At 61.4% G+C, this 17,542-nt stretch carries 26 protein-coding genes; 4 read left to right on the top strand and 22 right to left on the bottom strand.

Annotated elements, in window-relative coordinates; translation table 11 throughout:
* Positions 1-32 precede the first annotated feature (32 nt).
* The 8 genes from Q0063_RS03790 to Q0063_RS03755 form a co-directional block, all read right to left on the bottom strand.
* Entirely contained in the window at positions 33-1,271 is a 1,239-nt protein-coding gene (locus Q0063_RS03790; protein WP_297870646.1) for an NAD(P)/FAD-dependent oxidoreductase, read from the bottom strand.
* Positions 1,268-2,140 (bottom strand): MurR/RpiR family transcriptional regulator, encoded by an 873-nt coding sequence (locus tag Q0063_RS03785; RefSeq protein WP_297870645.1) that lies wholly within the window; start codon positions 2,138-2,140, stop codon positions 1,268-1,270. Before Q0063_RS03785 ends, Q0063_RS03790 begins: the two co-directional genes overlap by 4 nt.
* 49 nt (positions 2,141-2,189) lie before the next feature.
* Positions 2,190-3,086 (bottom strand): polyprenyl synthetase family protein, encoded by an 897-nt coding sequence (locus Q0063_RS03780; protein ID WP_297870644.1) that lies wholly within the window; start codon positions 3,084-3,086, stop codon positions 2,190-2,192.
* 3 nt (positions 3,087-3,089) lie between these two features.
* Positions 3,090-3,329, bottom strand: coding sequence for an exodeoxyribonuclease VII small subunit (xseB, locus tag Q0063_RS03775; RefSeq protein WP_297870643.1), 240 nt, complete (start codon positions 3,327-3,329; stop codon positions 3,090-3,092).
* Positions 3,326-4,543, bottom strand: a complete 1,218-nt coding sequence (gene xseA / locus Q0063_RS03770) for an exodeoxyribonuclease VII large subunit (protein ID WP_297870642.1) — start codon at positions 4,541-4,543, stop codon at positions 3,326-3,328. Before xseA ends, xseB begins: the two co-directional genes overlap by 4 nt.
* Positions 4,544-5,179: 636 nt before the next feature.
* Entirely contained in the window at positions 5,180-5,389 is a 210-nt protein-coding gene (locus Q0063_RS03765; protein ID WP_297870641.1) for a helix-turn-helix domain-containing protein, read from the bottom strand.
* Between the two features lie 6 nt (positions 5,390-5,395).
* Positions 5,396-5,602, bottom strand: a complete 207-nt coding sequence (locus Q0063_RS03760) for a helix-turn-helix domain-containing protein (RefSeq protein ID WP_297870640.1) — start codon at positions 5,600-5,602, stop codon at positions 5,396-5,398.
* Positions 5,603-5,608: 6 nt separating this feature from the next.
* Positions 5,609-5,815: a helix-turn-helix domain-containing protein gene (locus tag Q0063_RS03755; RefSeq protein ID WP_297870639.1), complete on the bottom strand. Its 207-nt coding sequence runs from the start codon at positions 5,813-5,815 to the stop codon at positions 5,609-5,611.
* A gap of 96 nt (positions 5,816-5,911) precedes the next feature.
* Here Q0063_RS03755 and Q0063_RS03750 point away from each other — a divergent pair, with 96 nt between their 5' ends.
* Complete coding sequence (locus tag Q0063_RS03750) at positions 5,912-6,127, top strand: hypothetical protein (protein ID WP_297870638.1); 216 nt, start codon at positions 5,912-5,914, stop codon at positions 6,125-6,127.
* 70 nt (positions 6,128-6,197) lie between these two features.
* On the opposite strand, the gene nusB is transcribed toward Q0063_RS03750, so the two are convergent.
* The 10 genes from nusB to Q0063_RS03700 all read right to left on the bottom strand — a co-directional run bounded on the left by nusB (position 6,198) and on the right by Q0063_RS03700 (position 12,010).
* Complete coding sequence (gene nusB / locus Q0063_RS03745) at positions 6,198-6,647, bottom strand: transcription antitermination factor NusB (protein ID WP_297870637.1); 450 nt, start codon at positions 6,645-6,647, stop codon at positions 6,198-6,200.
* A gap of 63 nt (positions 6,648-6,710) precedes the next feature.
* On the bottom strand, positions 6,711-7,088 hold the full coding sequence (locus Q0063_RS03740) for an Asp23/Gls24 family envelope stress response protein (RefSeq protein WP_297870636.1): 378 nt from the start codon (positions 7,086-7,088) through the stop codon (positions 6,711-6,713).
* 95 nt (positions 7,089-7,183) lie between these two features.
* The gene (locus Q0063_RS03735; protein ID WP_297870635.1) at positions 7,184-7,792 is read right to left on the bottom strand and encodes a SpoIIIAH-like family protein; all 609 of its coding nucleotides are present in this window, start codon (positions 7,790-7,792) and stop codon (positions 7,184-7,186) included.
* A gap of 23 nt (positions 7,793-7,815) precedes the next feature.
* Complete coding sequence (locus tag Q0063_RS03730) at positions 7,816-8,358, bottom strand: stage III sporulation protein AG (RefSeq protein WP_297870634.1); 543 nt, start codon at positions 8,356-8,358, stop codon at positions 7,816-7,818.
* A complete protein-coding gene (locus Q0063_RS03725) occupies positions 8,327-8,821 on the bottom strand; it encodes a stage III sporulation protein AF (protein ID WP_297870633.1) in 495 nt (164 codons plus the stop codon). Before Q0063_RS03725 ends, Q0063_RS03730 begins: the two co-directional genes overlap by 32 nt.
* Positions 8,818-10,002 carry a stage III sporulation protein AE gene (locus Q0063_RS03720; protein WP_297870632.1) on the bottom strand — a complete coding sequence of 395 codons (1,185 nt, stop codon included), beginning with the start codon at positions 10,000-10,002 and terminating at the stop codon, positions 8,818-8,820. Before Q0063_RS03720 ends, Q0063_RS03725 begins: the two co-directional genes overlap by 4 nt.
* Positions 9,999-10,388: a SpoIIIAC/SpoIIIAD family protein gene (locus Q0063_RS03715; RefSeq protein WP_297870631.1), complete on the bottom strand. Its 390-nt coding sequence runs from the start codon at positions 10,386-10,388 to the stop codon at positions 9,999-10,001. The genes Q0063_RS03720 and Q0063_RS03715 overlap by 4 nt, the downstream gene beginning before the upstream one ends.
* A 2-nt stretch (positions 10,389-10,390) precedes the next feature.
* A complete protein-coding gene (gene spoIIIAC, locus Q0063_RS03710; protein ID WP_297870630.1) occupies positions 10,391-10,585 on the bottom strand; it encodes a stage III sporulation protein AC in 195 nt (64 codons plus the stop codon).
* A 10-nt stretch (positions 10,586-10,595) separates the two neighbouring features.
* Complete coding sequence (locus Q0063_RS03705) at positions 10,596-11,096, bottom strand: stage III sporulation protein AB (protein WP_297870629.1); 501 nt, start codon at positions 11,094-11,096, stop codon at positions 10,596-10,598.
* Positions 11,090-12,010, bottom strand: coding sequence for a stage III sporulation protein AA (locus Q0063_RS03700; RefSeq protein WP_297870628.1), 921 nt, complete (start codon positions 12,008-12,010; stop codon positions 11,090-11,092). The genes Q0063_RS03705 and Q0063_RS03700 overlap by 7 nt, the downstream gene beginning before the upstream one ends.
* Before the next feature lie 160 nt (positions 12,011-12,170).
* Here Q0063_RS03700 and Q0063_RS03695 point away from each other — a divergent pair, with 160 nt between their 5' ends.
* The 3 genes from Q0063_RS03695 to Q0063_RS03685 are packed head-to-tail and all read left to right on the top strand — an operon-like array spanning position 12,171 to position 13,234.
* Positions 12,171-12,374: a helix-turn-helix transcriptional regulator gene (locus Q0063_RS03695; RefSeq protein WP_297870627.1), complete on the top strand. Its 204-nt coding sequence runs from the start codon at positions 12,171-12,173 to the stop codon at positions 12,372-12,374.
* A complete protein-coding gene (locus Q0063_RS03690; RefSeq protein ID WP_297870626.1) occupies positions 12,371-12,790 on the top strand; it encodes a hypothetical protein in 420 nt (139 codons plus the stop codon). Before Q0063_RS03695 ends, Q0063_RS03690 begins: the two co-directional genes overlap by 4 nt.
* A 21-nt stretch (positions 12,791-12,811) precedes the next feature.
* A complete protein-coding gene (locus tag Q0063_RS03685; protein ID WP_297870625.1) occupies positions 12,812-13,234 on the top strand; it encodes a hypothetical protein in 423 nt (140 codons plus the stop codon).
* Between the two features lie 102 nt (positions 13,235-13,336).
* On the opposite strand, the gene Q0063_RS03680 is transcribed toward Q0063_RS03685, so the two are convergent.
* From Q0063_RS03680 to Q0063_RS03665, 4 genes are all read right to left on the bottom strand, one after another.
* On the bottom strand, positions 13,337-14,362 hold the full coding sequence (locus tag Q0063_RS03680) for a DUF4179 domain-containing protein (protein WP_297870624.1): 1,026 nt from the start codon (positions 14,360-14,362) through the stop codon (positions 13,337-13,339).
* Between the two features lie 69 nt (positions 14,363-14,431).
* A complete protein-coding gene (locus Q0063_RS03675) occupies positions 14,432-14,902 on the bottom strand; it encodes an RNA polymerase sigma factor (protein WP_297870623.1) in 471 nt (156 codons plus the stop codon).
* Between the two features lie 178 nt (positions 14,903-15,080).
* Positions 15,081-16,307 carry a tyrosine--tRNA ligase gene (gene tyrS, locus Q0063_RS03670; RefSeq protein ID WP_297870622.1) on the bottom strand — a complete coding sequence of 409 codons (1,227 nt, stop codon included), beginning with the start codon at positions 16,305-16,307 and terminating at the stop codon, positions 15,081-15,083.
* 542 nt (positions 16,308-16,849) lie between these two features.
* Positions 16,850-17,230: a hypothetical protein gene (locus Q0063_RS03665; protein WP_297870621.1), complete on the bottom strand. Its 381-nt coding sequence runs from the start codon at positions 17,228-17,230 to the stop codon at positions 16,850-16,852.
* Between the last annotated feature and the right edge of the window lie 312 nt (positions 17,231-17,542).

Here is a 17,542-nt window from a genome sequence, read left to right as displayed (position 1 = left end):
AACCTCCCTGTTTTTCTTTTGTAATCCAAGCCTTACGGCTTTCGGGGCCCGAAGCAATTCGACGCCGCCTGCCCCGCCGCACGGCCGGTGGACCATGCGATCTGAAGGTTGAAGCCGCCGGTATAAGCGTCCGCATCCAAAATTTCACCCGCAAAGTATAATCCCTTTACAAGCTTTGATTCCATGGTCCTTGGGTCCACCTCCCCCACTTTGACGCCGCCGGAGGTGACGATGGCGTCCTCCACCGGGCAGGGCCCGGCGATGACCACCGGGAAGTGCTTCAGCAGCTGGAGCAGGCCCCGGCGCTGTTCCTTGGTGACGTCGTGAACCTTCTGCCTGGGGTCGATGCCGGAGACCCGGACCATCTCCGAAATCAGCTTTTGAGGAAGCAGGTCGTTTAAAGCGTTGCAGAAATCATGGTTGCTGTACTTCTTGAAATCCATTCTCAGCCGCCGGTCCAGGGCCTGCTCATCCAGGGCGGGCTTCAGGTCAATTTCCAGATGATAGGCCCGTTCCTCAAAATACCGCATATGGGCGGAGGCCGACAGAATCAGCGGCCCGCTGACGCCGAAGTGGGTAAAGACCAGTTCACCAAAATCCGTGTAGATTTTTTTGCTGTTCTCAAACACCGTAAGGCCCACGTTCCGCAGGCTGAGCCCCTGGAGGGTCTTCCCCAGCCCAAAGTCCCGCAGGGGCACCAGAGAGCCCCGGAGGGGCGTCACGGTGTGCCCGGCGGCCTCCGCCAGCCGGTGGCCCTCTCCGGTGGAGCCGGTGGCAGGATAGGACACGCCGCCGGTAGCCAGAATCACCGCCTCCGCCGGGTAACGCTCCCCTTCTCCCAGGACGCCCCGGACCGCGCCGTCCTCTGTCTCCAGGGCCTTCGCCCGGTCCCGGACCAGACGGACCCGGAGCTTTTTCAGACGCCGTTCCAGGGCGGCGCTGACGTCAAAGGCCCGGTCGCTGACCGGAAACACCCGGTTTCCCCGCTCGGTTTTCAGCGGAACGCCCAGTTCCTCAAAAAAGGCCATGGTATCCTGGGCATTGAAGCGGGCAAAAGCACTGTAAAGGAATTTCCCATTCCGGGGGACATTGGCCAGCAGCTCTTCCAGACCGGCGTTGTTGGTCAGGTTGCAGCGTCCCTTGCCTGTAATGTTCAGCTTCTTGCCAAGGCGTTCGTTGGGCTCCAGCAGCGTGACGCCGGCGCCCCCCTCCGCGGCGGAGACGGCGGCCATCATCCCGGCGGCTCCCCCGCCCACTACAAGCACCCTCATTCGTCATCCATCCTTCCAAAGACACCGTATTCGTTCCAGATGGTCTCCAGCTCCGAGAAGGTGGTGGAAATGTCCTTTTCCACCCGGTTGGAGATGGTCACCACCAAGGCGTTCATCAGGGACAAGGGGGCCACCATGGAATCCACAAAGGAAATCATCTCACAGGGCGCCAGCAGCGCCGCGTCCGAAAGCTGGTAGATGGGAGAGGAAGCATTGTCCGTAATGGCCACCACACTGGCCCCCCGGTCCCGGGCAAACTTCACCGTATTGATGGTGACCTTGGAGTACCGCGGGAAGCTGATGGCCAGCATCACATCCCCGGGCCCAATGCGCAGAAGCTGTTCAAAGATTTCCCCCGCCGCGCTGGACTGCACCAGCGTGACGTTTTCCCGCAGCAGGTGCATGTAAAAATTCAGATAGCCCGCCACAAAGGAAGAGGACCGGACGCCGAAAATGTAGATGTGCCGGCAGCCCATCAGCTTGTCAACCACCCGGTCAAACTCGCTCTGATTGGCCTGACTGCTCATAAGCCGGAGCTTGTCAATGTCGGACTGAATCACGGCAGGCAGCACGTCCTGTCCGGAAAAAATGTCCCCCGCCGCCTGAATGCGCTGGGTGGAGGTCAGGCGGCTCCGGATCATCTCCTGCAAAGCCCGCTGCATATTGGGATAGCCGTCATAGCCCAGCTCAAAGGCGAAGCGGACCACCGTGGATTCGCTGACCCCCGCCAGGCTCCCCAGACGGCTGGCGGTCATAAAGGCGGCCTTATCGTAGTTTTCCAGAATATAGGCCGCTATGCGCTTCTGTCCCTTGGAAAACCCGTCCATATTGCTCTGGATGACGTGAATGATGTTCTTGCATTTTGCCACAGTACGTTCCCCCTGCTCCCGCCCGATTCCGGGGCGGCCTATCAGGTTTTTAATGATCCCGCCGGGCCAGGCTGTCCGCCAGCTCCAGAAGGAATTCCGCGTCTCCCTGCCAGGTGCAGCGGCACAGGGCTTCCTTGGCCCGCTCCGTATAGTCCAGCACCTGTTTCTCACAGGCCCGGACTCCCAGCAGCGTCACAAAGGTGGTCTTGCCGTTGGCGGCGTCGGAGCCGATGGGCTTTCCCAGCTCGCCGGCGGTGGAGGTGGTATCCAGGATATCGTCTCTGATCTGGAACGCCAGGCCCAAATTCGATGCGTAGTCCCGGGCGGCGTCCATACAGGCGTCCTCCACTGCCCGCCGCCCCATAGAGGCGGCGACGCCCATCATGCAGGCCGCCCGGAGAAGGGCCCCGGTCTTCTGATCGTTGATGGCAGTCAGTTCCTCAACCGTGCGGGGCCGGCCGTCGCCTACGGTGTCCCAATACTGGCCGCCGCACATGCCCTGAACGCCTGCAGCCTCCGCCAGAACCTTCGCCGCCAGGGCCTTACAGGCTCCCCCGCCGTGCCGCCAGGAGCCTTCCGCGGACAGGACGGTCTGAAACGCCGCCGCCTGAAGCGCGTCCCCCGCCAGCGTCGCCGTACATTCGCCAAATACCTTGTGGCTGGTGGGCCTGCCCCGGCGGAGATCGTCGTTATCCATGCAGGGCAGGTCGTCGTGAATCAGGGAATATGTGTGAAGCATTTCTACTGCACACCCAAAGTCCAGCGCCTCTTCCAGGGTTCCGCCGGCGGCCTCGCAGAACTTCATGGTCAGAATGGGCCGGATGCGCTTGCCGCCGGCCAGGAGGCTGTAGCGCATGGCCTCCTCCAGGCCCCGGCCGGAAAAAAACTCCGCCAGGCGGGCCTCCGTCAGCGCCCGGGCCACCTCCATCTCCTTGGTAAATTCCACGGCTCAGCCCTCCGGCACATCAAAGGGCAGTTCCTGGGGAGCGCCGTCGGCGCCCTTTACCAGCTGGACCACCCTCTGCTCCGCCTGGTCCAGCTCTCTGGAACAGGCTGCAATCAGCTTTGTGCCCTCCTCAAACAGCGCAAGGGAATCCGCCAGCTGGACGTCTCCCTTCTCCAGCGCCGCCACAATGGCCTCCAGGCGCTTGATCTGCTCTTCAAAGGTCATGGTTTTCTGTTCACTCATATCGGTCTCTCCTTCTCGAAAAGGCTCTTCACGGTGCAGGTAAAGCCCCCGTCTCCCAATGTCACCTTCACATCGGCCCCCGGCTCTGTGTCCCGGCTGCTCCGAAGAATCTGCCCGTCGGCCCCCTGGGCCATGGCATAGCCCCGGCTCAGAACCTTCAGCGGACTCATGGCGTCCAGCGCCGCCGCCAGGGCGGCGAACCGGAAGCGCTTCCGCTCCACCAGCGCCCCGGCCAGGTCCCCCAGCCGCTGCTGGACATGGACCAGTCTCATGCGGCAGTCCTGAATATAGGCCATGTGGTCCGTCAGCACCCGCTTGGAGGCCAGCGCATCCAGCCTCTGCCGCAGAGCCGCCAGCCGGGCGGACTCCTGCTTTTCCAGCCAGCTGCCGGTATCCCGCAGGAAGCGCAGCACCTCCACCTGATTGGGGACCACCAGCTCCGCCGCGTTGGAGGGGGTGGAGGCCCGGACGTCCGCAGCGAAGTCCGCCAGGGTCTCGTCCGGCTCGTGGCCCACGGCGGAAATCACCGGCAGCTCCGATTCATAAATCGCCCGAATAATCCGCTCATCGTTGAAGGCCCATAAATCCTCCGCAGGCCCTCCGCCCCGGCCTGTGATAATCAGGTCCGCCACCCGCCAGCGGTTGGCATAGCGGATGGCCCCGACGATCTCCGCCGGCGCACGGTCTCCCTGGACGTGGACGGACAGAACCAGCACCTTTGCCAAGGGATAGCGGCGTTTCAGGATATGGATGATGTCCCGGACCGCGTCGCCGGAGGCGGCGGTGATGACGGCAATTTTCTCCGGGAACCGGGGCAGGGGCTTTTTGTGGGCCGGGTCAAACAGGCCCTCGGCATAAAGCCGCCGCTTCAGCTGCTCCAGCCCCAGGGCCAGCTCCCCCGCCCCCTCCGGCGTGATGGAATTGCAGTAGAGCTGATAAGCGCCGTTCCGCGGAAAGACCGAGACCCGGCCCTGCAAAATGACCCGCATCCCGTTTTCCGGCCGGAACCGCAGTCCGGCGGCGCTCTGGGCGTACATGATGCAGCTCAGCACGCCGTCGGGGTCCTTCAGATTGAAAAAATGGTGTCCGGTGGGGTGAATTTTATAATTGGACAGCTCCCCGCGGACAAAAACCCGCCGGAGCTCCGAAACGCCGTCCAGCTTCTGCTTGACCAGCAGATTCAGTTCCGTGACGCCGTAAATATGCTGTTCCATAGCTCACCTCTCCTTGCCTGGAGTCTTTGACCGTGAGGCCGGTTCTCGCGCTGACAGCGCGGGGAGTCTCTTGTGCTGACAGCACGGGCCGCTTTCGCGTGAAACTGCTGCCGTGGGGGCCCACTCCCGTGGGAGCCACTCCCGTGGGGGGGCCACTCCCGTGGAGGGCCAAAGGGGCCAGCCCCTTTGGAATCCCCGTCAGGGGGGACACCCCCCCTGAATCCCCCCGATGCCGTCGGCGCAGGCTGCACATCCCTCGCCCTGTCTCGCGGGGGACAGGTCTCGTCCGTTCCGCTGCGCCTCCTTTCCCCACCGAAACCGCTGACGCTGGGTTTCGGCGGGGGCCCCATGATGAGGGATGTAGGACGCACAAGAGCTGCCGGCAGTCTTGTACGCAAGTCTCTATCCCGCGTCCCGGCTCAACGGGAGCTGGCGGTCACTGAATTGGCGTATTTCTCTTTCCTCTGCCGTTCGTGCAGACCAAGTAAAGAATTTAATGCCTCTACCGTTTTCTAACGAAGAAGGCGGTAATGGGGGAGTCCAGAGGAGGTCTCCCCCTCTGGTGGAGCGTCCAGAGAGGCAAAGCCTCTTTGGTTCCCCGCGAAAGCGGTCTCCACAGCAGTGGGTCTCATGGAGTCATGTCCGCCGGTCGGTCCGGCCCGCCAAGTAATCCAGGCTGACGCCGAAATGGCCTGCCAAAGCGCAGAGGTTGTCGAAACCGGGTTTCTGCTCCCCTGCTTCAAAACGCTGATACTGGCGCGGCGTAATGCCGACAGCCTCGGCAACTTTCACTTGTGATTCATTCCGTTCCTTGCGCAATTCCCGCAGTCTCTCGTATAATTTCATACTGTCTCACCTGATATCAGTCCGGCCTGTCAGATAATCCATACTTACATTGAAGTGGTCTGCCAAGGCCCAAAGATTTTCAAATCCAGGAAGATTCTCTCCTGCCTCAAATCTTTGATACTGACGGTCCGTAATCTCGATTGCCCGAGCCACCTGGACCTGTGTTTCTTTCCGTTCGACCCGCAGCTCCCGCAGTCTCTCGTGAAATTTCATGCTGTCTCACCTGACATCGGTCCGGCCTGCCAGATAGTCCAGGCTGACGCCGAAATGGTCTGCCAGGGCGCATAAATTATAGAAATTCGGCACACTGGTCCCCGCTTCAAGCCCTTGGTATTGACGGCTCGTCATCTCAATCGCCTGAGCTACCTGAACCTGCGTTTCCTTTCGCTCAGCCCGCAGCTCCCGCAATCTCTGTGAAAACTCCATAATATCTCCTTGACACGAAATGAGTTTCATGTTATTCTATGGACGCGAAATCCATTTCGTAGAACGACATCTAAATTTTGAAGAAAGGTGGTTTTTATGTCAGACTTTACTCTGTGGCTCTACGCCAACTACATCCGTCCCCAGCTCCGGGCCGCCGAAGCGGGAGATTACGGCTTCCATTTCGACCTGCTGAAAAACGAGCTTGTGCCCGCGCAGCAGCGGTCTCTGGAAAAGTGCATGGAGTTCACGGCCATTCAGGCCTTTCTCCTGGGCCTGCGGACCGGAGAAGGTCTCTCCATGACGCTGAAATAGGACCGCCCACGGGAAAAAGCAGAGCCGGAATGGCGGCGCTTCCGCGCCGCCTCCGCTCTGCTGTTCCGATTTATTCCGTGATCTCCTCCCGGGCGAAGCTGCCCAGGATGCCGTTGATGAACTTCACCGTCTCCGGCGTTTCATATTTCTTGGCGATTTCCACCGCCTCGTTGATGGCGGCCCCGGTGGGAATGTCCGGCATGTAAAGCACCTCGTACATGGCCACCCGCATAATGGCGGAGGCCACCAGGGGTATGCGGGAAAACTTCCAGCCCTTGGCGTACTTGGCAATGTACCCGTCCAGCTCGGCGGCGTGCTCCGCCGTTCCCCCCACCAGGCGGCGGATATAGTCCGCCTGCTTGGGACCGGGGACCTCGTCATAGATCGAGTCCTCCCCGGCCAGCTCGGAAAAGGCCTCCGCCGTCAGCCGCTGGTCCAGCAGCTCCCCGGCGGTCTTGTCTGTAAAACTCATTTCATAGGAGAGATGAATGGCAATCTCTCGGGCGGTATTCCGTACCATACAGCTTCCGTCCTTTGTGTTTGTTCCCTTTTGGGTTTCAGGCCCGTCTGACTTTTCCGGCGCTTACTCCAGGCTTACGCCGCACACGTGAATGTTCACAGCCTCCACGGCGCAGCCGGTCATAGCCTCAATCGAGGACGCGACGGCCTTTTGGGCATTGCCCGCCACCTCCGGGATGGGGTGTCCGTACCGGACCGTCAGATACAGGTCCAGCACCAGAGCCGCGCCGGTCATGTCAATCTTCACGCCCCTGACGCCCTTCTGCGCGTTTTTCCGGTTGGTCACCAGGTCCGTGACGCTGCCGCCCAGGTTGGTCATCATGCCGGATACACCCTCTACATCCCGGACGGCCCCCACAGCAATCGCCGCGATGACCTCCTCCGCAATATTGATGCTGCCATTTTCCTCCGGCAGGGTCATATACTCCTTGCTCTCGGCCATTCTGCAACTCTCCTTCTCTGTTCCTTAGTGCGCCGCCGGCCCCAATGCCGGGGAATCCCGTTTATTTTACCATACCCGCCCGGAAAATACAACTACTAATTTGCCGCCATGATTTTGATTCCGCTGGCGGACACGCCGGTTTCGGACATGGCGATGTCGGTGATCTTGGCCACGTCCTCCGCCGTCAGCTCTCCGCTCTCGGTGGACACCACCACGCTGATGCTGTTGTCCCCCATAAAGGCCACGCAGTCGGTATATCCCTTGGCTGTGACCAGGTTTTCAATCTGGGCTTCCTTCAGCGTATAGGAGGCCAGCACCTGAATGCCCTCGGAGGCCTCATTGGCCACATCCTGGGCGGCGTTCTCCTGCTCCGCCGCCTCCTGGAGCAGGGAAATGGCGTTGTCCCTGGCCTGCTGGCGGGTCAGACGGGCGGAGGCGAAATAATCCGAACCGGCATAGACCCCCGCCTCGTCCGCCGGACCGGCCTCCGCTTCCCCTCCGGTCTGCGCGGCCTCTCCGGCGTCTCCGCTTTCCGTCTCCTGCCGGTCGGAGACCAGGGTGGCCTCTCCCAGAATTTTGGTTCCGGCCTCCTTCGCCGCGTCCAGGGCCTCCTGGCCGCTGTAGCGCCAGTTCAGCGCCACCGCTGCGCAGACCAGCACCGCCATTGTCGCTACCACTGTGTTCCGTTTCCATCTTGCGCTCATGGGTCCTTTCCTCCTCCAGATAATTACTGCCATTTTGCCACGGTGACGCGGTCGCTGGGAAGCCCGGTGAGGGCGGACACCGCCTCCGTCACCGCCAGGCGCACATCCGCCCGGTCCCCGCCCCCGCAGACCACCAGAGCCCCCCGATAGGTGGGATACAGCGTCCGGACAATCACCGCGCCGCCGCCGGAGCCACCGGTCAACACAACCTCGGAGCTGCGGGAATAGTCCTCCGGCGCGGCGGTGTCGCCGCTGTAGCTCAGCTGAGAGTCCTGGGCCAGCTGGCGTTCCCCGTCGGAGTCCACCGTCAGCATCACCCGAACCTGCCCCACGCCGCTCATGGTCCCGAGAATTTCCTCCATCTCCTTCTGAAGCTCCCGCACCTCCCGTTCCGCGTTTTCCGAAGCGGCCTGCCCCGTATCTGCCTGGTCCTCCGGGACCGGCAGACCCCCGCCGGGCCACAGCAGCAGTCCCGCGCCGATCAGAGCCACCAGGATTGCGTATTTGTATCTGTCCCATATCTTTCGCACCCCTTCAACCGATTTCCTGTCCTGTTTTTCCTTCATGCCATACCTGCCTCTCTGCCGGGATGCCCAGCTCCCCTTCCACCCAGGCCGCCAGCGCCTGGGACCGGGGGCCCTCCAGCTCCGCCGACCAGGGCAGGGGAACGCCGTCCTCCCCTGGCCTCGTCTCCACCCGGACCGCCACAGGAGATCCCAGCGCGTCCGCTTTGTCCGATATATATGCGGCTGTCCGCGCCTCTATGATGTCCGCCAGGGCTTCTTTTTCCGAGGCGGACAATTCCGCCGACCGGGCCTCAATCTCCGCTCTGTACGCCGTGAGGTCCAGACCCAGCCAGCCAAAGTCCGCCCGCCGCAGCGGCTGGAGCAGCGCCGCCAGCAGAAGAAGCCCCCCGGTAAAGCCGGCTACCCTCCGCAAAGCCCCCTCCGGAATCAGAATCTGCACAACCGACAGCAGCAGCGTCACCGCCGCCACGGAGCGGAGCCAGCTTCCCACCGCCCCGATCATGGCGTCACCGCCGCCACGGAGGACAGCACAGAAATCAGCAGCAGCAGGGCGCAGCTCCCCGTCATGCCCAGCACCAGGCCGAAGGCCCCGCCCAGCCCGTCGATGAGCTTGCAGAGGTGGGGCGACCCCACGGCGGAAGCCAGGAAGGCCGACAGCTTGTAGAGCAGGTATTGGACCCCCAGCTGCAAAAAGGGATAGGCGCAGGCCGCCAGAATGGCCAGCATCCCCACGACGCCGATGGTGTTTTTCAGCATCCCCGCCCCGGCCAGCACGGTTTCCGTGGCCTCGGCAATGATGCCCCCCACCACCGGAACCGCGCCGGAGATGGCGGCCTTGGCCACCTTCACGGTGGTGCCGTCCGCCGCCCCGGCGATGATCCGCACAGCGGAGAGATAGACCGTGAACAGCAGCAGCGCCGAGGTCAGCACCCAGGTAACCGTCTTCTTCAAAAGCTCCGCCAGACCCCCCAGACGGTTTTCCGGCAGGCAGCTGGACGCGGCCAGCACGCCGATGTACAGATAGACCATGGGCATCAGCAGCCCGTCGATCAGCTCCATCAGAAGGTCCGCCAGGAACACGGTGGTCACCTGCTGGAAGGTGGCCGTCGTCACCGCGCCGGAGGCCGCCGTGGCCGCCGCCAGAGTGGGCAGCAGCAGCTTTGAAAAGGTGTTCAGTTCCCTGATGGTCTCCGCCCCCAGGCCAATGAGGTCGTCCAGACTCCCCGCCGTCAGCAGCGTCACTGCCAGAGCCCCCGCCATGGGCAGAAAGACCGTGGCCTTGTCCCCTGCGGTCCCATGGGCAAAGCCCTCCACCGCTCCGCAGGCCACCACCACCAGCAAAATCGACGCCGCGCCCCGGATGCGCTGCCGGAAGACGGCGGCGGCCCGGCTGCTCACAGAGTCCAGAATCGCCTGGATTCCATCGGTAAAGCCCTCCGGTCCCGCCCCGGCGCCGCCAATCTCCAGAATGTCCTCCGCCGCCTCCGGCAGGGCGTCCAGCAAGTCCCGGGGCACCTCGGCCCCATGGGCCTCCGCCGTCAGCGCCAGAGGAAGCAGGCAGCCCAGCAGGACGCAAAGCAGCCGGGCGCGGAAAAGTTGAGCGCAAAAAAGCCGGGCGCAAAAAAGCCGGGCGCAAAAAAGCCGGGCACGGGAAAGCAGGGTACGGAAAAAAAGAAATTTCATTGCATCAGCTCCAGTAAAAGGGTCAGCACTGCCCGCAGCAGCGGCAGGGCCGCCAGCAGAGCGCACACCGCCCCCGCCGTCTCCACTGCCGAGGCCAGGGCGGATTCCCCGGCGTCCCGGCAGAGGTTCCCCCCTACCTTCACCACCAGGGCAATGCCCACCGTTTTGTAAAGGGGCACAAACAGCGCGCCGGACAGTCCGCTCTCCTCCACCAGCTCCTCCAGAAAGCCCAGCAGAGCCTTCAGGTCCCTGGACAGAGACAGCAGAACCACCGTGGTAGCCCCCAGCGTCAGCAGCAGCGCCGCTTCCGGGGTCCCCTTCTTCAGCACCAGCGCCAGCAGCGCCGCCACCACACAGAGGACCGCCGCCTGAATCACCTGTTCCATTGCTAGAAGTTGAACAGCGTCTTGATGAGGTCAAAAAGGGCGCTGATTTCCCGGACCATCATCATCAGCACCACCACCAGCCCCGCCAGAGTGGTCATCATGGCCTGCTCCTCCCGGCCGGAGCGGACCAGCAGCTGGTTCAGCACCGCCACCAGAATTCCGATGGCGGCAATCTTGAAAATCAAATCTACATCCATACCGTCGTCCTCAAATCAGTAAAATCACCAGCAGCGCCGCGGCGGAAAACCACAGGGCGGACACCCGCTGTTCCTCCGCCCGGCGGGTTCCCTCCGCCTCCGAGGCGCTTTGCTCCAGACGAATCGTGACAAGTGCAATCGCCTTACAGACCTTCTCCTCGTCGCCTTGCAGGTCGCGCCCCAGTCCCGCCAGCGCCGCCCGGTCCCCCCCGGCAAGCGGCAGCGCCTCTGTCAGCCGCCGCCACCGGGCAGGCAGGTCCTCCCCCTGCCGGGCGGCCTCCGCCGCCCCCCGGAGGAACACGGCGGCGTCCCGCCCGCAGTCCGCCGAAAGGCGCTCCAGCAGAACCGGCAGCGGCGTTCTGGTCATCCGCACCGACTCCCCCATCCGCCGGAGGGCGGTGATGAAATCGGAAAGCGTGTCCCTTCTCCGCCGCCGCTCCGCCATCTGGGCCCAGCGGCCCAGACCGCCGCCCAGCAAAACGAAGAGGCCCCCCAGCAGCTTTGTCAGCACGGCAGTTCCTCCAGCTCATAGGCCCGTCTCCCCTCGCTGTGGACGATGCGCACCGCCAGACGGAACACGCCGTATTCCAGCAGCTGGCGGTAAAGGGGCTTTTGCACCAGCTCCGCCGTACCGGCGGCGTGAATGGTGGCCAGCAGGCCCACGCCGCAGCCCGCCGCCATGCTCATGGCGGTCAGGTCCTCCCGGACGGTAATCTCGTCCACGGCGATGATCTGGGGATTCATGGCCCTGAGGACTATGGGGATGCCCAGGGCCTTGGGACAGGCGTCCAGCACGTCGGTATAGGGACCCACGTCCATCTGCGGCTCCCCCCGGTGCATCACCGCCACCTCTCCCCGCTCGTCGATGAGGGACACCCGCCGGGGCCCCTGGTCCCCGGCCCCCTGGGACAGGTTCCGAATCAGGTCCCGCAGGAGGGTGGTTTTGCCCCCTCCCGGCGGCGAGAGAATCAGGGTATTTTGAAACACGCCGTCCCGGAACAGGGCCGGGGCCAGCTTGTCCCCCACGCCCTTCCTCTCTCTGGCAATGCGGATGGAAGCCGAGGAGAGATTTTTCAGATTGCCGCATCTCCCCTCCTTCATCACCGCCGTGCCGCACAGGCCCACCCGGAAGCCGCCCCGGACCGGCAGGTAACCCTCCCGCAGAGTCTCCGCCGCCGCGTAACGGGAAAACTCAGTGGCAATGTCGCAAAGGGTCTCCAGCTCCTCCGGCTCCACCCGGACCTCCAGTGAGACCTCACCGGCGGGAAGCAGCACGGTCAAAGGCCGGCCGGCCCGCAGACGCAGCTCCTCCGCCACGGCCTTCTCCTCATCGGTCAGGGTCAGGGCCAGCTTCCGGAGACGGCTGGGCAGGATGGCGGCGGCTTCTTCATAGCGCACGATATTTACATCTTTTCGCAAGGGCATGGCCCCCTTTCTTTGGTTACTCCACTCTATGAGGGCCCGTCCCACTCTATGCCCCTTCCCCGGCGAAAATTTTATGGAAAGTGTGCTTGACATTTTGGCTGCAGAGATGTATGATGAAAACGGAAAGCAAACTTTCCATATCAAAAAAAGAGGTGCTGCCATGAAAAACCGTCTGGAGGAGCTGCGGAAGGCCAGGGGCCTCCGGCAGGAGGAGCTGGCCGACGCCCTGGAGGTCTCCCGGCAGACCATTGGCTCCCTGGAAAACGGGCGGTATAACCCGTCCATTCTGTTGGCCTTTAAAATTGCCCGGTATTTTGGGCTGACCATTGAGGAAATTTTTATTTACGAGGAGGACATAACATGAAGCGGAAACAAAAGCTGTACATCGTGCTGCTGGTTGTGGGTCTGTGCCTTGTGGCAGCAGCGCTGGCTTTAAGGGACTACGGCCTCTCAGACAGCGCTGGCGGGATGTTGACAGGCGTTGGAAGCTGCTTGATCGGCCTGAGTATTTCTCAGCTTCTGCTGTTCCGGCAGGAGTACAAAAACCCGGCCCTGGCCCGGCAAAACGAAATTTCACGAAATGACGAACGAAACATCGCATTGCGGAGCCGTGCCAAAGCTCTGGCCGGGGACATCCTGCAATGGACCGTTATGGCGGCGGGCTGGCTGGCAATCGGTCTGGATGCGCCGTTGTGGGTTCCGCTGCTGACAACCGCTGCTTTTGTGGCGAAGAGTATTCTGGAGTTGTGTTTGCTGCTCAGGTATCAACGGGAAATGTAGGCCTTTACCTTTAAGGAGGATATGTCATGTCTGCGAAAAAAATTGTATACCTTCCTGCTGGTGGCCAGTCTCTGCCTTGTGGGTGCAGCGTTTCTACTAAGAAACTCCGGCCTCCCCTACCGGGTGAACGCCGCCCTGTTCGGCATGGCCACCACCCTCTCCTGCGTTGGCGTGCCCCGGCTGCTGGCCCTCTGGTCCGAGGAGGCCAGTCCCTCCGAGGCCCGGCGGAATCAGATCGAGAGCGGGGACGAGCGGAACACTGCCCTCCGGAACCGCTCCAAGGTCCTGTCCGGCGACCTGCTGCAATGGTCTTTGCTGGGGTGGTTCTGGCTGTCCGTCGGACTGGACGCGCCGTTGGGAGTGACGGCGGCGGCGGGGGTCCTGTTTGCGGCGAAAGGCGTTCTGGAGGCGATTCTGCTCCGCCGGTTTCAGAGGGAAATGTGACAAAAAGAAGCGCCTGCCCTGTTGGCAGGCGCTTCTTTTTAAACACTTCACTTTTTTATGCGTATGCGCATCACTTTCTTTACGCATCACTTTTTTTGCGCATTACTTTCCCGGCTGTTTCAGCGGAATCGCCACGTCACCGAAGCAGATGGCCTCCACCTTGGACAGATCTACCGGCAGGTCCCAGGTGCCCTGCCGCTTTAGCGCGGCGTCCTCCGCTCCCTGGACTGTCACATGGGCGGCCTCCGTTCCCTGGATTGTCACATCCCCTTTCAGCCGGAGGCTTACATTGTCAAACCAGAAGTCTGCGGCTTCCTTTGGAATTGTATAGCTGTAGCCAATGGAGGTCACCTGGATGTTCTGGACTGTGAAGGTCTTGCTGATTTTTTCCGGTTCCTCCTTCCCCTCTTTCCATACCGTATCCGTCCCCTTCAGGCTGGCGCTTTTCGCCGTCAGGGCCGGCATCTCCTTCATGGACTCCAGGGTAAAGGGCAGAACCCATCTCGCCTCCACATCGGGGAACACCTGAATCGGGTCCTCATGGATGCCCGCCGGCACGGCGGCGTCGATGGAGGCCTCCAGGTAGAAATCCTGCAGCCGCAGCTCCAGTTCGCCGCCCTCCAGGTAATTGACGCCCGCCGGTCCGCCGCTGTACTTGAACAGGTAGACCTCCGTCCCGTCCTCCATGGTGCCCAGCAGATCCATGCTGTGCTGGCTGACGGTGGCCTGATTCGGCGATTTTGCCTCGGCTTCCTCGATCAGCTTTCCACCAAAGCTCATTCTCCCGAATTCCCATTCGCCGGTCAGCGGCTCCCCCTTGACCTTGAGAATCATCCAGATATTGTTCTTTCCAGCGGTGACGGAATCCAGGGTAACGCTGATCCCCTTGTTGACGCGGGTGACCCCCACCGGCTGGATCAGGCCCTCAATCACCTCCGCCTCTTCCTTGGGCATCGTCCCTTCGCCTCCGGACTCTGTCCACTGCTGATTAAACCACTCCTGCAAGGTCTGGGGCACGCCTGCCACCGCCGCCAGCGCCGTTCCGGCCAGCACCACCGCCAGCACTGCCGCGATCACAAAGGCGGTGGAAATCTTCCGGGCCACGCGGGCCGTATCCTGTTTTGTCATGTTCAAAACCTCCTCTTTCAATCCCTGGGGGGCATGAACCTCGTCAAACATCTCTCGATACAACACGGCTCACACCTCCTCCAATTGTGTTCTCAGCTTCGCCCGGCCCCTGGCCAGCCGGGTCTGGACCGTAGACGCCTTGAGGCGCAGCATCTCCCCCACCTCGTCCACTGAGTAACCCTCGTAATAATAGAGGTACAGCGGCAGGCGGTACTTCATGGGCAGCTCCATAACCTCCTGAAACAGGGTCTGCCTGGCCGGGTCCGAGAATACCGGCTCCGGACAGTTCTCCAGAGATACCATCCGTTTCCGCCAGGGGTGGCCGGATATCCGTTTGCACTCGTTCAGAGTCGTCCGCACCAGCCAGTAGCGCAGATGCTCCTCCCGCCGGAACTCCGTGTCTGTCTGCCAGAGACGGAGCATGGCGTTCTGGGCCGCGTCCTCCGCGTCGGCGGGGCTCCTGAACCAGTTCAGCGCAATGCGGTAGACCATGTCCAGATATCGCTCCGCGGCGTCTGTGAATTGTTGTTCTGTCAGCATATGCAGTTCTCCTTCGAAAGGCCTTTCACAGGGAATACCCGGAGAAATCCAAAAATATCTCATAGAGTAAAAATATTTTTGAAGGTCCATAATTGCACAAAAATTTCCTTTTGTTCAATTATATCGATGAAAGAAGGAAGAGGGCGGAAACATTACAGCTTCCGCCCTCTTCCTTCTCTTATTTGGTATAGGCCCGGTGGAACACTTTTTTGCCCTTTTTAATCACAACGCCCTCACCCCGGAAATCCGCCTGGTCAAAGGCGGCTTCCAGGTCGGTGATCTTCTTCTCGTTCACCGTCAGGCCCCCCTGCTGGATCAGCCGCCGTGCCTCGCTGTTGGAGGAGCACAGGCCGCAGGCCGTCAGCAGGGCAATCGCCCCGATTTTCCCGCCCTCAAACCTGGCGGCGGGCAGCTCGGTAGAAGGCATGTTGGCGGTGGAGCCCGCGCCGGCAAAGAGACCCCGGGCAGTCTCCTGGGCCTTTTCCGCCTCCTCTGTGCCGTGGACCAGCTTGGTCAGCTCAAAGGCCAGGATTTCCTTGGCCCGGTTCAGCTGGCTGCCCTCCCACTTGTCCATGGCGTCGATCTCCTCCAGAGGCAGGAAGGTCAGCATCCGGATGCACTTGAGCACATCGGCGTCTCCCACGTTCCGCCAGTACTGGTAGAAGTCGAAGGGGCTGGTCTTGGCGGGGTCCAGCCACACCGCGCCGCTGGCAGTCTTGCCCATCTTCTTGCCCTCGGAGTTCAGGAGCAGGGTGATGGTCATGGCATAGGCGTCCTTCCCCAGCTTCCGACGAATCAGCTCCGTGCCCCCCAGCATATTGCTCCACTGGTCGTCGCCGCCGAACTGCATGTTGCAGCCCAGGGTCTGGAACATATGATAGAAGTCGTAGGACTGCATAATCATATAGTTGAATTCCAGGAAGCTGAGGCCTTTTTCCATCCGCTGTTTATAGCACTCCGCCCGGAGCATGTTATTCACGGAGAAGCAGGCCCCCACCTCCCGCAGCAGCTCCACATAGTTCAGCTTCATCAGCCAGTCGGCGTTGTTGACCATAATGGCCTTGTCGTCTCCAAACTCAATGAACCGCTCCATCTGTTTTTTGAAGCAGGCACAATTGTGAGCGATGGTCTCCGTGGTCATCATCTGCCGCATGTCGGACCGGCCGGAGGGGTCTCCCACCATGCCGGTGCCGCCGCCAATCAGGGCGATGGGCCGGTTTCCGGCCATTTGCAGCCGCTTCATCAGGCACAGCGCCATGAAATGTCCCACATGGAGGCTGTCCGCCGTGGGATCAAAGCCGATATAGAATACAGCCTTCCCGTTGTTCACCAGCTCCCGGATTTCCTCCTCGTCCGTGACCTGGGCAATCAGGCCCCGGGCCCTCAGCTCTTCGTAAATCTGCATGTTAATTGCTCCTTCCAAATACGTTTCCGGACAGAAAAAGCCCCCTGTCCCAAGGGACAGAGGGCGAATACATTCGCGGTACCACCTCTGCTTCGCCGCCTCCTCACGAAAGCGGCCTCAGGCCGTGCCGGCACACGGCAGCGCGGTAACGGGCGCACCCGGTGCGCGCCTACTGGGGATGGAAACAATCCCGTTCGGGCGCCGGCTCCGAGGGGTATTCGCCGCCTGCCTCCCTCCCCCTTTCACCGGACGGGGGCTCTCTTTGCGGAGGGCCTGGCGGGTACTGGGCCTCTTCATCGCTGTACGTGAGGTATTTTATCAGAGGATTCCCCTCTTGTCAACCAAAATTGTGCCGGCTTCCGCCTCCGGCCTCATAAAGCGGCGGACGTTCTTCATCCGGTTTCCCACAGGATGGCAAGAGGATTCGCCGCTGTCATTGCCAAACCGGTTTTTTGATTTTCTTCCTAGTTTTCCCAGTCCGTCCGGCCCGTGCTTTTGGACATATAAAAAGGCGGAGGGAAATACCCTCCGCCCTGACGGCGTCACGCCCGAGGGGCCTGAAGCCCGAAAACCCGGACCCGCCCCTGACGCATGCGCTGGAAGCTGGTGGTAGTCACGCGGCCATCCACCCACCGGTAGTGGAGGCGGGCGCTTCCACTGTCCAGACAGCGCTCCAGAGCGGAACGGCAGTGCTGAATATAAAGGAGCTCGTCAATGATACCCCGCTCCTGGTCCACCTCGGCCCCGTACTCAGGGCAGGGCAAGGCGTCGAAGGAGGTCATACGGCCCACGGAACGGCTCAGCCGCTCGGCGCAGCTGTTGGCATTCTGCCGCAGCTGCTCCCGCAGGCGCTGACGGGGGAGAATCTGGGGGCGCTCGGTGTTCCTGGAGCCATTGGGGTTGTGAGTGTTCTGATTTTTCATGATTGTGTCCGCCTTTCAAAAGTAATTTTGTTTGACCTGTGAGCACGCAAAAAAGGACATAGTACTCCCTGCGATTCACAGTCATCTACATCCCAAAACATATCACATATTCAAAATTACTTTTTCAGCTTTTTGACCTTTGCCTGATTTTGCCTGGCCTCTCAGCGAACAAACAACACTCCTTCCCTAAAGTGAGAAGATGATACCACAAACCGGCAGGTTTGTCAATGCCTTCTTCCATCTTTTCCACAAACTGGTTGTAGGAGTACAATACATGTAGGACATTAAAGGAAGAAAACAGTAGAAGGATGA

The sequence above is a fragment of the uncultured Oscillibacter sp. genome (assembly GCF_947654275.1).
Taxonomy (GTDB): Bacteria; Bacillota; Clostridia; order Oscillospirales; family Oscillospiraceae; genus Oscillibacter.
Note: the sequence above shows the minus strand (reverse complement) of the source record. Positions and strands in the feature narration are given on the sequence as shown.

Bases quoted from the DNA above. Each gene is read 5' to 3' on its own strand.
- Q0063_RS03790 (WP_297870646.1), bottom strand. From the start codon at position 1,271: ATGAGGGTGCTTGTAGTGGGCGGGGGAGCCGCCGGGATGATGGCCGCC.
- xseB (WP_297870643.1), bottom strand. From the start codon at position 3,329: ATGAGTGAACAGAAAACCATGACCTTTGAAGAGCAGATCAAGCGCCTG.
- xseA (WP_297870642.1), bottom strand. From the start codon at position 4,543: ATGGAACAGCATATTTACGGCGTCACGGAACTGAATCTGCTGGTCAAG.
- Q0063_RS03765 (WP_297870641.1), bottom strand. From the start codon at position 5,389: ATGAAATTATACGAGAGACTGCGGGAATTGCGCAAGGAACGGAATGAA.
- Q0063_RS03760 (WP_297870640.1), bottom strand. From the start codon at position 5,602: ATGAAATTTCACGAGAGACTGCGGGAGCTGCGGGTCGAACGGAAAGAA.
- Q0063_RS03755 (WP_297870639.1), bottom strand. From the start codon at position 5,815: ATGGAGTTTTCACAGAGATTGCGGGAGCTGCGGGCTGAGCGAAAGGAA.
- Q0063_RS03750 (WP_297870638.1), top strand. From the start codon at position 5,912: ATGTCAGACTTTACTCTGTGGCTCTACGCCAACTACATCCGTCCCCAG.
- nusB (WP_297870637.1), bottom strand. From the start codon at position 6,647: ATGGTACGGAATACCGCCCGAGAGATTGCCATTCATCTCTCCTATGAA.
- Q0063_RS03740 (WP_297870636.1), bottom strand. From the start codon at position 7,088: ATGGCCGAGAGCAAGGAGTATATGACCCTGCCGGAGGAAAATGGCAGC.
- Q0063_RS03735 (WP_297870635.1), bottom strand. From the start codon at position 7,792: ATGAGCGCAAGATGGAAACGGAACACAGTGGTAGCGACAATGGCGGTG.
- Q0063_RS03730 (WP_297870634.1), bottom strand. From the start codon at position 8,358: ATGAAGGAAAAACAGGACAGGAAATCGGTTGAAGGGGTGCGAAAGATA.
- Q0063_RS03725 (WP_297870633.1), bottom strand. From the start codon at position 8,821: ATGATCGGGGCGGTGGGAAGCTGGCTCCGCTCCGTGGCGGCGGTGACG.
- Q0063_RS03720 (WP_297870632.1), bottom strand. From the start codon at position 10,002: ATGAAATTTCTTTTTTTCCGTACCCTGCTTTCCCGTGCCCGGCTTTTT.
- Q0063_RS03715 (WP_297870631.1), bottom strand. From the start codon at position 10,388: ATGGAACAGGTGATTCAGGCGGCGGTCCTCTGTGTGGTGGCGGCGCTG.
- spoIIIAC (WP_297870630.1), bottom strand. From the start codon at position 10,585: ATGGATGTAGATTTGATTTTCAAGATTGCCGCCATCGGAATTCTGGTG.
- Q0063_RS03700 (WP_297870628.1), bottom strand. From the start codon at position 12,010: ATGCCCTTGCGAAAAGATGTAAATATCGTGCGCTATGAAGAAGCCGCC.
- Q0063_RS03695 (WP_297870627.1), top strand. From the start codon at position 12,171: ATGAAAAACCGTCTGGAGGAGCTGCGGAAGGCCAGGGGCCTCCGGCAG.
- Q0063_RS03690 (WP_297870626.1), top strand. From the start codon at position 12,371: ATGAAGCGGAAACAAAAGCTGTACATCGTGCTGCTGGTTGTGGGTCTG.
- Q0063_RS03685 (WP_297870625.1), top strand. From the start codon at position 12,812: ATGTCATGTCTGCGAAAAAAATTGTATACCTTCCTGCTGGTGGCCAGT.
- Q0063_RS03680 (WP_297870624.1), bottom strand. From the start codon at position 14,362: ATGACAAAACAGGATACGGCCCGCGTGGCCCGGAAGATTTCCACCGCC.
- Q0063_RS03675 (WP_297870623.1), bottom strand. From the start codon at position 14,902: ATGCTGACAGAACAACAATTCACAGACGCCGCGGAGCGATATCTGGAC.
- tyrS (WP_297870622.1), bottom strand. From the start codon at position 16,307: ATGCAGATTTACGAAGAGCTGAGGGCCCGGGGCCTGATTGCCCAGGTC.
- Q0063_RS03665 (WP_297870621.1), bottom strand. From the start codon at position 17,230: ATGAAAAATCAGAACACTCACAACCCCAATGGCTCCAGGAACACCGAG.